The organism is Bradyrhizobium sp. 25ACV (genome assembly GCF_054863005.1).
In genome coordinates this window covers 312,936-325,668 of sequence record NZ_JAVAYO010000008.1, presented here as the reverse complement: position 1 = coordinate 325,668, position 12,733 = coordinate 312,936, and the positions used below count along the sequence as shown (strand labels likewise).

Here is a 12,733-nt window from a genome sequence, read left to right as displayed (position 1 = left end):
AAAGCCCGTCGGGTGCGGGGGGTATGTACCAACCCGAGCTGCCTTTGGAAAGGGCCGCGGGAACGTTTTTTTCGACTTTATGACAGGGGAAGCGACCGATTTCGGCTGCGTTCCCTGTGCTCTTGCCAGAAGTTCCACAAAGGGCCAGCTTGCGGCAACAAGATTAAGGCTGAAACGCGCGCTTGAGGGAGGAACGCCCGTGGACAAATCCCTGACGAGCGCCCCGGTCGGAGCGCTGGAGGAGGCCTTCCACGCCGTGGTCGCGCGGTCGCGGGACGAGCCGCCGGCCGGCCTTGCCGAGCGGCTCGACCGGCTGGCGCGGCTGCGTGCCGTGGTCGCCGACAGCGAGGAGCGTTTCCGGCAGGCGATCTCGGCCGATTTCGGCCACCGCTCGGCGGTCGAGACCACCATCGCCGAGACGATGCTGCTGTTCTCCGAGATCCGGCACGCCACAAAACACCTCAAGAGCTGGTTGGCGCCGCAGCGGGTCGCGACCGCGCTGCAATTTCTACCCGCGCGCAACCGGCTGATGCCGCAGCCGCTCGGCGTCGTCGGCATCATCGCGCCCTGGAATTATCCGCTCCAGCTCACGCTCGCGCCCGCGATCGGCGCGCTCGCCGCCGGCAACCGCGTGCTGATCAAGCCGAGCGAGCTCACGCCGCACTTCGCGGGCCTGCTGAAGGAGACGGTCGCCGCGCGATTCGATGCGACCGAGCTGCTCGTCACCGGCATCGAAGGCGAGATCGCAGAGGCGTTTGCGCGCCTGCCGTTCGATCACCTCGTGTTCACCGGCTCGACCCGGGTCGGGCGGCTGGTCGCGGAGGCCGCCGGGCGTAACCTGACGCCTGTTACCCTCGAGCTCGGCGGCAAGTCGCCTGCGATCATCGACGCCTCGGCCGACCTCGATGAAGCGGCCGAGCGCATCGCCTACGGCAAGCTGCTCAATGCCGGGCAGACCTGCATCGCGCCGGACTATGTGCTGGTGCCGGAGCGCTCGTTGCAGGCCTTCGCCGAGAAGGTGCGCGCCCAGATGCGGCGGATGTTCGGCACCGATCCCTCGAACAAGGACTACACCTCGATCATCTCCGACCGGCATTATGCCCGGCTCGAAGGCCTCGTCGCGGACGCGGCGCAGCGCGGCGCCAAAATCCTGCAGCCGGCAAAGGCGGACGATCCAAACTGGAAGGCGCATCGCAAATTCCCGCCGACGCTGATCGTCGGGGCGACCGAAGCGATGGCGGCGATGCAGGAGGAGATTTTTGGGCCGGTGCTCCCCGTTCTCGGCTATCGCGATCCCACTGATGCCATCGCCTTCATCAACCATCGCGACCGGCCGCTGGCGCTGTACTGGTTCGGCAAGGACGGCACCGCGCGCGACGAGGTGCTGATGCGCACCATCTCCGGCGGCGTCACAATCAACGACTGCCTGTTTCACTTCACGCAAATCAACCAGCCGATGGGCGGCGTCGGGGCATCCGGCACCGGCGCCTACCACGGCGAATGGGGCTTTCGCACGTTCAGCAAGCTGAAGCCGGTGTTCTATCGCTCCAAGTTCAACCGCCTCGCCGATCTCTATCCGCCCTATGGCGGCAAGATCGCGCGGCTGGAGAAGTTGATGCGGTTCATGTCGTAGGGGGCCGTCGTTCCGGGGCGCGAAACGAACTATGGTGCGCAATTGCGCACCATAGTTCGCGCTTCGCGCGCCCCGGAATGACGATAAGGGGGGAAACAACATTGACTGACACATTCGATTTCGTCGTCGCGGGCGCGGGCTCCGGCGGCTGCACGGTTGCGGGGCGGCTGTCGGAGGATGCGGCGACATCCGTGGCGTTGCTCGATGCGGGCGGGACGAACGACAATTGGCGCATCACCACACCGTTTGGGCTTGCTCTGCCTTACAAAACGGCCAACTGGGCTTTCGATACCGTACCGCAAATGGGATTGAACGGCCGCATCGGCTATCAACCGCGCGGCAAGGGTCTTGGCGGCTCCTCGGCGATCAACGCCATGGTCTACATCCGCGGCCACAAATGGGACTACGACCACTGGGCTTCGCTCGGCAATGCCGGCTGGTCGTATGCGGACGTGCTGCCCTATTTCAAGCGCTCGGAGGACAACTCCGATTTCGACGGCGAGTATCACGGCAAGGGCGGCCCGCTGCATGTCAACCGGCTGTGCGCGGACAATCCGATCCATGATGTCTTCCATCAGGCCGCACGCGAGGCGCAGTTCCGCATTCGCGAGGACTTCAATGGTGAGGATCACGAAGGGCTCGGCAGCTATCAGGTGACGCAGCACAATGGCGAACGCTGGAGCGCGGCACGCGCCTATGTGCATCCCCACATCGGCAAGCGAGCCAATCTGCGCGTCGAGACGGGCGCACACGCCACGAAAATCCTATTCGAGGGCGGGCGCGCCGTCGGCATCGAATATGTGCAGGGCAAGCAGACGAAGCAGCTGCGTGCGCGCCGCGAGGTGATCCTTGCTGGCGGCGCCTTCCAGTCACCGCAGATGCTGATGTTGTCGGGCATCGGCGATGGAGATGCGCTTGGCAAGCACGGCATTGGCGTCGTGCACCATCTGCCCGGCGTCGGGCGCAATCTGCAGGACCACCCGGATTTCGTGTTCGTCTACGCCTCCGACTATCCGCACCTGGTTCATGCCTCGCTCGGGCGGTTGCCGTCCCTTATCCGCGCCATCCAGCGCTATCGCCGCGAACGGCGCGGCCTGATGACCACCAATTTCGCCGAGTGCGGCGGCTTTTTGAAAACCCGGCCCGATCTCGACGTACCTGACATCCAGCTGCACTTCGTCATCGCGATGCTCGACGACCACGGCCGCAAGAAGCACAAGGAGGCGGGCTTCTCATGTCACGTCTGCCTGCTACGGCCGAAGAGCCGCGGCAGCGTGTCCCTGAAGAGCGCCGATCCGCTCGCAGCGCCCTTGATCGATCCGAACTTTCTGGGCGAAGCGGAGGATCTCGAGAGGATGGTCGCGGGCTTCAAGACCACGCGGCGGCTGATGGAGACGCCGGCGCTGCGCGCGCTGCAGAAGAAGGACATGTTCACGTCCGACGTGCGAACCGACGACGACATCCGCAATATTTTGCGTAATCGCGTGGACACCGTCTATCACCCCGTTGGCACCTGCAAGATGGGGACAGATGCGATGGCCGTGGTCGATCCGGCACTGAAGGTGCACGGCGTCGAGGCCTTGCGCGTCGTCGACGCCTCGATCATGCCGACGCTGATCGGCGGCAACACCAACGCGCCGACCATCATGATCGGGGAGAAGGCGGCGGATATGATCAGGGCGGAGATGCGGGCGAGTTAGGCGACGCTGCCGCGTCATTCTCGGTGTCGTCCCCGCGAACGCGGGGACCCATAACCACAGGGAGTAGTTGTGGCGCGAGATGAAAACTCCGAGTCTTCGCCAAATTTCTCCCTGTGGCTATGGGTCCCGGATCTGCGCGCGCTTGAGGCGCGCTTGTCCGGGACGACAGCCGGGCTCAATTGAGCAGGAACCCGCCATCCACCGTCACCACACTCCCCGTCATGTACCGCGACGCCTGTGACGCCAGCAGCAGAATCGCGCCGTCGAGATCGGACTCGGCGCCGACACGGCGCTGCGGGATGCGTTTGGCCAGGCGCTCGCCGGCCGGCGTCGACCAGAAGGCGTGGTTCATCTCGGTGTCGATATAGCCGGGCGCGAGCGCGTTGATGCGGATGTTCTGGCCGGCGAGCTCCAGCGCCATCGCCTTCGTCGCCTGGATGATGCCGGCCTTGGAGATCGCGTAGGGCGACACCGCCTTCAGGACGCCGGTGCCGAGCACGGAGGCGATGTTGACGATGTTGCCTTGCTGCTTGCGCGCGATCATGCGCCGCGCGAGTTCCGTCGCGAGGAAATAGGCGCCCTTCAGATTCGCGCCGATCACCGCGTCCCAATCCGCTTCGGTCTGCTCGGTGGCGAGTTTCTCGATGGCGATGCCGGCATTGTTGATCAGCACCGTGACGGGACCGAGCGCGGCCTCTGCCGCGTCGACGGCCCGCGCGATCGAGGCCGTGTCGGTGACGTCGAGCGCGACCGCAGCGGCGCGGCCGCCCTTGCCGCGGATCTCCTCCTCCAGGCTCTTCAGCTTGTCGGCCTGACGCGCCGCGAGCGCGACGGCTGCCCCGTGGGCGGCGAGCACCCGCGCAAATTGCCGCCCCAGCCCCTGGCTCGCGCCCGTGACGAGGATGGTTTCTTTACTGACGTCAAATAGGTCTGACATTGGCGATAACCCTTACGCTCTTGGAGCCATCAATACAGACGATTTTAGCGATCTGAAACCGGAATGATCGATCCGGCGTTCATTCGTTCCATCGAGGCCGGGTTTTGCTGATGAACAATTTCGATCTCGCCGTCTACGCCGCGCTCGCTATCGCGGTCGGCTTCGGCTTCAGGACCGGCCTGCTCCGCAGCGCCATGACCATCCTCGCCTATCTGCTCGCCGCGCCGATCGCAGTCGCGCTGATGCCGCTGATCGTGCCGCAGATCGCCGGCAACCCGAATGGGCCATTGCTGCAGAACTGGATCTGGCTGTTCGGCATCTTCGTGGTGGTCGGCATGCTGTTAGGCTATATCGGCCGCCTGGCGCTGAACGACACGATCCGCAACGCCGGCATCGGCGACCGGCTCGGCGGCGCTGCGCTCGGTGCCGTCAGGGTCGGTCTCGTCGCCACCACGCTGGTGCTGGTGTTCGATCAGATCGTGCCGGCCAACAAACAGCCGCCGTTTCTCGACGGCTCGCATCTGCGGCCGCTGTTCTCGACGGCGGGTCAGATGGGCTTCAAGTCGCTGCCCCCTGAAGCGGGCTCCGCGATCGACCGCCTCAAGCAGGAGCGGCGGATCTGAAGCGCGAGAAGATCGCGCCTTTGTTGTTTGGGCATGATCTTTTCGGAAAACCGCTACGCACTTTTCCGGATCATGCCTGCGCATTTGCATCGCTAGCGGCAAGGCGCATGCATTTTGATGCGAGCCCCATGCCTTATCAGCGGCACCGATATTGGCTAGAATAGCGGCATCCAAAACCTGCCTGACATTTACGGGAGTGAAACAGTGGATCTTGGGATCAAAGGTCGCCGCGCCATCGTCTGCGCATCCAGCAAGGGCCTCGGTCGTGCCTGCGCCATCTCGCTGGCGGAGGCCGGCGTTGATGTCACGCTGACCGCGCGCGGCGCGGAAGCCTTGAAGAAGACGGCGGACGAGATCCGGAAAGCCTATCCTGATGTGAAGGTCACCGAGATCGTCGGCGACATCACGACGCCGGCCGGCCGCGAAGCCGTGCTGAAGGCCTGCCCCGAGCCCGACATCCTGATCAACAACGCCGGCGGCCCACCGCCCGGCGATTTCCGCAACTGGACCCGCGACGACTGGATCAAGGCGATCGACGCCAACATGCTGACGCCGATCGAGCTGATCAAGGCGACCGTGGACGGCATGATGGCGCGCAAGTTCGGCCGCATCGTCAACATCACCTCGGCCGCGGTGAAGGCGCCGATCGATATCCTCGGCCTCTCCAACGGCGCGCGCGCCGGCCTCACCGGCTTCATCGCCGGCCTGTCGCGCAAGACCGTGATCAACAACGTCACCATCAACGGCCTGCTGCCCGGCCCGTTCGAGACGGATCGCCTGACCGGCACCGCAAAGGCCGAGGCCGACAAGCGCGGCGTCTCGGCCGAGCAGATCCTGACCGAGCGCGCCAAGCTCAACCCCGCCGGGCGCTTCGGCCAGCCCGACGAGTTCGGATATGCCTGCGCCTTCCTGTGCGGCGCCCAGGCCGGCTTCATCACCGGGCAGAACATTCTGCTGGATGGCGGCGCGTTCCCGGGGACGTTGTAAATCGCATCCGCAACGGCGCATTCCACGAAAGATCGTCATGCCCGGGCTTGTCCCGGGCATCCACATTCTTTGTTCAGCAAAGTAAGCAAAGTAAGACGTGGATGGCCAGGTCAAGCCCGGCCATGACGATGTGGACACGTCAGAGCCCGATCATCACCGCCGTTTCGTCGGTTCGTCTTCGTCCCGTTCGCTCGGGTCGGACGAGTCGGCCGTCGTGCGCTCGTCGGTCCAGTCGATGCCGAATTCGTCGAGCCCGCCTGCGAGCAGATCGCCCAGCATCGGCTCGCCGAGCAGATAGTGCACCGTTTCGCGGCGCGGGCTGCGATATTCGGTGCGCGCCTCCACCGCACGGGCGCGCAAATCGTCCCAGTCATCGATGGTGCCGTCGCCGCGACCGAGCCATGTCAGCGTGACGAGATCAAGCTGCTCGTCCTCGTTCAAGGCGATCATGAAGCTGCCGAGCTCTTGGACAACAGGATCGGAGCCGTCATCCTCGAGGACGTCGACCGCGTCGTCATCGGTCGGGTTCGAGCCGGAATCCGGATCGGAATCCCCCTCCTTGACGTCGAATTCACGCGCCTTCTCGATGATGAAGGCGACTTTCTCCGCGGAAATCGCAAGCTCTGGCATGGCTTCCTCTTCGGCTTTTTCCTGGGGTTCCCGCGATAACGCCGCACCGCGTCAGATGATCCATTGCGCTCGATGACGGAAACGGCGCATCTTTCGGCATCAAGGCAAAAACATGGGAAAGCGGCGGATGCAGTGGAAGGTCGGCCAGGTCAAAATCACCAAGGTTGTGGAGCTGGAGACGGTCGGCTCGACCCGCTTCATCCTGCCGCTCGCGAGCAACGCAGAGATCCAGAAGCTTCCCTGGCTGATCCCGCATTTCGCCACCGAAGAGGGCCGGCTGAAAATGTCGATCCATTCGCTGGTGGTGGAGACGCCTTCGCGCCGCATCGTGGTCGACACCGGCCTCGGCAACGACAAGCAGGGCCGCAATGTTCCGACCTGGAACAACCGCACCACGCCGTTCCTGGCGACGATGATGGCAGCAGGCTTTGCGCCCGACAGCATCGACACGGTGCTGTGCACGCATCTTCATGTCGATCATGTCGGCTGGAATACGCGGCTGGTCGACGGCCGATGGGTGCCGACATTTGCCAAGGCGCGCTACGTCTTCGGCAAGACCGAATACGAGCACTGGCTGGAGCATTCGACCGAGCCGGACAAGCGAGCCGTGTTCGAGGATTCCGTGAAGCCGATCGTCGATGCCGGCCGGGCCGATCTGATCCCGAGCGATCACCGGCTCTGCGAGGAGATCAGCATGATCCCGACCCCCGGCCACAGTCCCGGCCATATGAGCATTCTCATCCGATCGGACGGCGAACAGGGCCTGCTCACGGGTGACGTCGCCCATCACCCCTGCCAGATGGCGCATCTCGACTGGTCCTCGACCGCGGATTCCGACCAGAGCCAATCTGCAAGGACACGGCGCGAATTGTTCGGCCGCTTTGCCGACACGCCGACCTTGGTGATCGGCGGCCATTTCTCGGCCGGGCATATCAGGCGGGATGGAGAGGCATTCAGGTTTGTGGCGCTGCAATCGTAGGCTTCGTAGGGTGGATTAGCCCTGCAGATGCGCGAAGCGCATCTGCTCGGCGTAATCCACCTCTTCTGTCCCCGCGGAGGCAGATGTGGTGGGTTACGCCTTCGGCTAACCCACCCTACGATCCTCCGCCTACGCCACGAGGGAAGGGCTGCAATGCGCCCCGCTCTGGGCGGTTGAATTTCCCGTCGCCCTGTTCCATGAAGCTGTTTAACCGATCGGTCCATTCCTAGGGAGAAACGAGAATGAAGCTTGTTCGTTATGGCGAGAAGGGTGCGGAAAAGCCCGGCCTGATCGACAAATCCGGCCAGTTGCGCGACCTGTCGGCGCATCTGAAGGACCTCACCGGCGAGGCCTATTCGCCCGAGAGCCTGAAGAAGCTGGCGGCGCTCGACCCCGCCTCGCTGCCCGCGGTCTCCGGCAAGCCGCGGTTCGGCGCCCCCGTCACCGGCATCTCGAAATTCGTCGCGATCGGCCTCAACTACTCCGACCATGCCAAGGAGACCGGCGCCGATATCCCTAGCGAGCCGATCATCTTCATGAAGGCCAACACGTCGCTGTCCGGGCCGAACGATGCGGTCGAAAAGCCGCGCGGCTCGACCAAGCTCGACTGGGAGGTCGAGATCGCCGCGATCATCGGCACCCGTGCGAAATATGTCTCGGAAGCCGACGCGCTGAATCACGTCGCCGGCTACTGCGTCTGCAACGACGTCTCCGAGCGCGCCTTCCAGATCGAGCGCCTGGGACAGTGGACCAAGGGCAAGTCGCACGACACCTTCGGCCCGCTCGGTCCGTGGCTCGCTACCAAGGACGAGATCAAGGACGTGCAGAACCTGTCGATGTGGCTGGACGTCAACGGCCAGCGCCGCCAGACCGGTTCGACCAAGACCATGATCTTCTCCATGGCCAAGTGCATCTCCTATGTCTCGCAGTTCATGACGCTGCTGCCCGGCGACGTCATCACGACAGGCACCCCGCCCGGCGTCGGCCTCGGCATGAAGCCGCCGACCTTCCTCAATGTCGGCGACGTCGTCAGCCTCGGCATCGAGGGTCTCGGCGAGCAGAGGCAGGAGATTATCGCGGCGTAGGGCGCCGCCCTCATCCTGAGGAGCGCGCAACGCGCGCGTCTCGAAGGATGCGCCACAAGCACGGTTGCCCGGCGTTCGCGCCGGGCGACGAGAGAGCGTCCCTCGTTGTCCATCCTTCGAGACGCGCGCCCAGAGGCGCGTTCCTCAGGATGAGGACTGTGTGCCTGGATAGAGGTTATTTCCAATGAAACTCACCTTCTCCCCCCCCTCGCCCTTCGCCCGCAAGGTGCGCATCGCCGCGATCGAGCTCGGGTTGATCGACAAGATCGAACTCGTGCCCGCAAGCGTCGCGCCGGGCACGGCCAATGAGGATTATTCGAAGATCACGCCGCTGAAGAAGCTGCCGGTGCTGATCACCAATGACGGCGACGTCATTCTGGATTCCTACGTCATCGTCGAATATCTCAACGAGATCGCCGGCGGCAGCCTGATCCCGGATTACGGTACCCGGCGCTGGAAGGCCAAGACCAATCATTCCCTGATCAACGGCATGCTCGATTCCATGCTGCTGTGCCGCTACGAGAAGATGGTGCGGCCGCAGGGCCTGCAATGGCAGGCGTGGTCGGACGACCATTGGAATAGGGCGTGGACCGGCATGGCGCGGTTCGAGAACATGCCCGAGGTCCTGAACGGCCCGTTCGACATCTCGCAGATCGGCCTCGTTTGCGTGCTCGGCTATGCCGACTTCCGCTTCGCCGATTGCGGCTGGCGCAAGGCCTATCCGAAGCTCGACGCCTTTCACCAGAAGATGCTGGAGCGGCCCTCCGTGAAGATCTCGGTGCCACCGGCTGCCTAAAGCGCGATGAAGATCATCGGGCTTTAGGATGTTGCTTGAGCATGATCTTGTCGGAAAACCGCTGAACACCTTTCCGGATCATGCTGTACAACCGGAGTTCTCATGAGCCTGAAGTTCTCGGTCGGCGATCTCACCATCCATCGCGTCATCGAGCAGGAAACCTCGTTCGTCCCGGCGCTGGAGATGCTGCCGGGATTGACGGCCGAGGTACTGGCCGAGAACCGGGCATGGATGCGCGAGAGCAAGGCGCTGGATGACCAGGATGTGTTGCTCCTGTGCTTTCAGTCCTATGTGGTGAAGACGCCGCATCACACCATCCTGGTCGACAGCTGCATCGGCAACGACAAGCCGCGACCTCGGCCGAAATGGAACATGAAGACCGACGACACCTATCTGCGCGGGCTGGGCGCCGCCGGATTTGCGGTCGAGGACATCGACTTCGTGATGTGCACGCATCTGCATGTCGATCACGTTGGCTGGAACACGCGGCTGGAGAACGGCCGCTGGGTGCCGACCTTCCCCAAGGCACGCTACGTCTTCGCCAGGCAGGAATTCGACCACTGGACCGAACAGAACGCGAAGGCCGAGGTCGCCCCCTTCGCCGACAGCGTGCTGCCAGTGGTTGAGGCCGGACGCCACGAGCTCGTCGGCAATGATCATGAGATCGGCGATCACGTCCGCATCCTGCCGACGCCCGGCCACACGCCGGGTCATATCGCCATCACGATGGGCCGCGGCAAGGACGATGCCGTGTTCTCCGGCGATCTCATGCACTCGCCGCTGCAGACGCTCTATCCGGAGCTGTCGATCAAGTTCGACGTCGATCCGGCCGCGGCGGCGAAAACGCGCCGCAGCTTCCTTGAACGCTATTGCGACACCGACACGCTGTGCTGCACCGCGCATTTCCCCTCGCCCTCGGTCGGTAAGATCCGGCGCAAGGGCAATGCGTTTCTGTGTGAGTCGGTCTAGCGAGATGCCGTAGGGTGGGTTAGCTCTGCGGCTGCACGAAGCGTAAACGCTGAGCGTAACCCACCTCTTTAGTTGCTGCAGAAGCAGAAATGGTGGGTTACGCCGAGCGGTTTGCGCTTCGCGCAATCCGCGCGGCTAACCCACCCTACGATTCTGCCCGAGTGGAGAGACACGATGACTGCACTCCCCGACATCCCCCTGCCCGCCGGAATCCGCTCGCGCTATGTCGACGGTATCAACGGCTTGCGCGTGCATGTGCTGGAGGCCGGGTTCGAGACCAAGGGGCGGCCATGCCTCCTCTTGCTGCACGGTTTTCCCGAGCTCGCCTTCTCCTGGCGCAAGGTGATGCCGACGCTGGCTGCGGCCGGCTATCACGTGATTGCGCCGGACCAGCGCGGCTATGGCCGCACCACGGGATGGCGCGCGGAATACGACGGCGATCTCGCGCCGTTCTCTCTGCTCAACCTGGTGCGTGACGCGCTCGCTCTGGTGTCGGCGTTCGGCTACAGGCAGGTCGATCTGGCCGGGCATGATTTCGGCAGCCCGGTCGCATCCTGGTGCGCGCTGATAAGGCCCGACGTGTTTCGTTCTGTGACGATGATGAGCGCGCCGTTCGGCGGGCCGCCGCCCCTGCCCTTCAATACGGTCGACACACCGGCAACGCCGCCCGCCGAAGTCCCCGTGCATCGCGAACTCGCCGCGCTGCCGCGGCCGCGCAAGCACTATCAATGGTACTATTCGACACGCGAGGCGAACGCCGACATGCAGCACGCGCCGCAGGGCGTGCATGATTTCCTGCGCGCCTATTATCATCACAAGAGCGCGGACTGGACCGACAACAAGCCCTATCCGCTATCATCGTGGTCAGCGAACGAACTGGCGAAACTGCCGACCTACTACGTGATGGACCTGAACCAGACCATGGCCGAGACCGTGGCAAAGGAAATGCCCTCGCCCGCCGCGATCGCCGCCAACCAATGGCTGCCGGACAGCGACCTCGCGTATTACAGCGCCGACTATGGCCGCACCGGATTCCAGGGCGGGCTGCAATGGTATCGCTACGGCACGTCGGGCATGCTCAATAGCGAGATGCAGCTGTTTGCAGGACGCAGCATCGACGTGCCCTCATGCTTCATCTCGGGCAAGCAGGATTGGGGCACTTATCAGCGTCCGGGCGTGTTCGAGGCGATGCAGGGGCGCGGCTGCACAAGCATGCTGGGCTGCCATCTCGTCGACGGCGCCGGCCATTGGGTGCAGCAGGAGCAACCCGCCGAGGTGAGCCGGCTGCTGCTCGACTTCCTGGCCAAGGCCGGCAAGGCCTGATTTGACCGGGAACCCCGGCCCATTATATAGTTTAGAATAATTCTAAACTATCGATACAGGGCCGCCGTGAAGAATTTTGCCGATCTGACCGAGCGCGAGGTGCTTGCGGTCGCGATCTCCTCCGAGGAGGAGGACAGCCGCATCTATATGACCTTCGCCGAGGACCTCCGCGAGCGTTACCCGGACACGGCAAAGATCTTCGAGGAGATGGCCGAGGAGGAGCGCGGTCACCGGCACATGTTGCTGGAATTGTACGAGCAGCGCTTCGGCAAGCATCTGCCGCCGATCCGGCGCGAGGACGTCAAGGGATTCCTGCGCCGCCGCCCGGTCTGGCTGACCAAGAACCTGTCGCTCGACGCCATCCGCAGGGAAGTCGAGACCATGGAGATGCAGGCGGAGCGCTTCTACGTGAAGGCCGCCGAACAGGCCCAGGACGTCGGCGTGCGCCGCCTGCTCGGCGATCTCGCCGAAGCCGAGAAAGGTCACGAGGAGACCGCCGCAAAGCTGACGGGCGAGATCCTGAATTCCGACGTCCGCGCCGAGGAGGATCGCACCAACCGCCGCATGTTCGTGCTGCAATATGTGCAGCCGGGCCTCGCCGGATTGATGGACGGCTCGGTCTCGACGCTGGCGCCGCTGTTTGCGGCGGCCTTCGCCACCCACCAGAACTGGCAGACGTTCCTGGTGGGCCTCGCCGCATCAATCGGCGCCGGCATCAGCATGGGCTTTGCCGAGGCGCTGTCCGACGACGGATCGCTTACGGGCCGCGGCTCGCCCTGGCTGCGCGGCGTCACCTGCGGCGCGATGACGACGCTCGGCGGGCTCGGCCACACCGCGCCCTATCTGGTGCCGGATCATTGGGCCAATGCGTTCTGGATCGCGACCGCGATCGCCTGCGTCGTCGTGTTCTTCGAATTGTGGGCGATCGCCTTCATTCGCTCCCGCTATATGGACACGCCGTTCCTCCAGGCCGTGTTCCAGATCGTGCTCGGCGGCGCGATCGTGCTGGCGGTGGGCGTATTGATTGGGGCGGCGTAGGCCCCACCCTCGCTGTCATGCCCCGGCTCGACC

12 protein-coding genes are annotated in these 12,733 nt (G+C 64.1%); 10 read left to right on the top strand and 2 right to left on the bottom strand.

Annotated elements, in window-relative coordinates; all coding sequences use genetic code 11:
- Positions 1–199: 199 nt before the first annotated feature.
- Together RAD04_RS20960 and RAD04_RS20955 are read left to right on the top strand one after the other, a co-directional pair.
- A complete protein-coding gene (locus RAD04_RS20960) occupies positions 200–1,633 on the top strand; it encodes a coniferyl aldehyde dehydrogenase (RefSeq protein ID WP_461625264.1) in 1,434 nt (477 codons plus the stop codon).
- 101 nt (positions 1,634–1,734) lie between these two features.
- Positions 1,735–3,333 (top strand): GMC family oxidoreductase, encoded by a 1,599-nt coding sequence (locus tag RAD04_RS20955; RefSeq protein WP_461625263.1) that lies wholly within the window; start codon positions 1,735–1,737, stop codon positions 3,331–3,333.
- Between the two features lie 175 nt (positions 3,334–3,508).
- Here the strand turns inward: RAD04_RS20955 and RAD04_RS20950 are convergent, their stop codons facing one another.
- Complete coding sequence (locus RAD04_RS20950; protein WP_461625262.1) at positions 3,509–4,270, bottom strand: SDR family oxidoreductase; 762 nt, start codon at positions 4,268–4,270, stop codon at positions 3,509–3,511.
- A gap of 110 nt (positions 4,271–4,380) precedes the next feature.
- Between RAD04_RS20950 and RAD04_RS20945 the strand changes: the two genes are divergently transcribed.
- Both RAD04_RS20945 and RAD04_RS20940 read left to right on the top strand, forming a co-directional pair.
- Complete coding sequence (locus RAD04_RS20945; protein WP_461625261.1) at positions 4,381–4,893, top strand: CvpA family protein; 513 nt, start codon at positions 4,381–4,383, stop codon at positions 4,891–4,893.
- A gap of 204 nt (positions 4,894–5,097) precedes the next feature.
- Positions 5,098–5,880 carry an SDR family oxidoreductase gene (locus tag RAD04_RS20940; RefSeq protein ID WP_461625260.1) on the top strand — a complete coding sequence of 261 codons (783 nt, stop codon included), beginning with the start codon at positions 5,098–5,100 and terminating at the stop codon, positions 5,878–5,880.
- A 153-nt stretch (positions 5,881–6,033) separates the two neighbouring features.
- Here the strand turns inward: RAD04_RS20940 and RAD04_RS20935 are convergent, their stop codons facing one another.
- Positions 6,034–6,510 (bottom strand): DUF3775 domain-containing protein, encoded by a 477-nt coding sequence (locus RAD04_RS20935; RefSeq protein ID WP_461615872.1) that lies wholly within the window; start codon positions 6,508–6,510, stop codon positions 6,034–6,036.
- A 127-nt stretch (positions 6,511–6,637) separates the two neighbouring features.
- Between RAD04_RS20935 and RAD04_RS20930 the strand changes: the two genes are divergently transcribed.
- The 6 genes from RAD04_RS20930 to mbfA all read left to right on the top strand — a co-directional run bounded on the left by RAD04_RS20930 (position 6,638) and on the right by mbfA (position 12,700).
- Entirely contained in the window at positions 6,638–7,489 is an 852-nt protein-coding gene (locus RAD04_RS20930; protein ID WP_461625259.1) for an MBL fold metallo-hydrolase, read from the top strand.
- Between the two features lie 242 nt (positions 7,490–7,731).
- Positions 7,732–8,574 carry a fumarylacetoacetate hydrolase family protein gene (locus RAD04_RS20925; protein WP_183712963.1) on the top strand — a complete coding sequence of 281 codons (843 nt, stop codon included), beginning with the start codon at positions 7,732–7,734 and terminating at the stop codon, positions 8,572–8,574.
- 184 nt (positions 8,575–8,758) lie between these two features.
- Positions 8,759–9,370 carry a glutathione S-transferase family protein gene (locus RAD04_RS20920; protein ID WP_461625258.1) on the top strand — a complete coding sequence of 204 codons (612 nt, stop codon included), beginning with the start codon at positions 8,759–8,761 and terminating at the stop codon, positions 9,368–9,370.
- A 102-nt stretch (positions 9,371–9,472) separates the two neighbouring features.
- Positions 9,473–10,339: an MBL fold metallo-hydrolase gene (locus RAD04_RS20915; RefSeq protein ID WP_461625257.1), complete on the top strand. Its 867-nt coding sequence runs from the start codon at positions 9,473–9,475 to the stop codon at positions 10,337–10,339.
- 174 nt (positions 10,340–10,513) lie between these two features.
- Positions 10,514–11,662, top strand: a complete 1,149-nt coding sequence (locus RAD04_RS20910) for an alpha/beta fold hydrolase (protein WP_461625256.1) — start codon at positions 10,514–10,516, stop codon at positions 11,660–11,662.
- A gap of 66 nt (positions 11,663–11,728) precedes the next feature.
- On the top strand, positions 11,729–12,700 hold the full coding sequence (gene mbfA, locus RAD04_RS20905; protein ID WP_028140637.1) for an iron exporter MbfA: 972 nt from the start codon (positions 11,729–11,731) through the stop codon (positions 12,698–12,700).
- Positions 12,701–12,733 lie beyond the last annotated feature (33 nt).

Excerpts from the sequence above, each read along its gene's own strand:
- RAD04_RS20915 (WP_461625257.1), top strand. The coding sequence starts at position 9,473 with ATGAGCCTGAAGTTCTCGGTCGGCGATCTCACCATCCATCGCGTCATC.
- RAD04_RS20945 (WP_461625261.1), top strand. The coding sequence starts at position 4,381 with ATGAACAATTTCGATCTCGCCGTCTACGCCGCGCTCGCTATCGCGGTC.
- RAD04_RS20925 (WP_183712963.1), top strand. The coding sequence starts at position 7,732 with ATGAAGCTTGTTCGTTATGGCGAGAAGGGTGCGGAAAAGCCCGGCCTG.
- RAD04_RS20930 (WP_461625259.1), top strand. The coding sequence starts at position 6,638 with ATGCAGTGGAAGGTCGGCCAGGTCAAAATCACCAAGGTTGTGGAGCTG.
- RAD04_RS20950 (WP_461625262.1), bottom strand. The coding sequence starts at position 4,270 with ATGTCAGACCTATTTGACGTCAGTAAAGAAACCATCCTCGTCACGGGC.
- RAD04_RS20935 (WP_461615872.1), bottom strand. The coding sequence starts at position 6,510 with ATGCCAGAGCTTGCGATTTCCGCGGAGAAAGTCGCCTTCATCATCGAG.
- RAD04_RS20920 (WP_461625258.1), top strand. The coding sequence starts at position 8,759 with ATGAAACTCACCTTCTCCCCCCCCTCGCCCTTCGCCCGCAAGGTGCGC.
- RAD04_RS20910 (WP_461625256.1), top strand. The coding sequence starts at position 10,514 with ATGACTGCACTCCCCGACATCCCCCTGCCCGCCGGAATCCGCTCGCGC.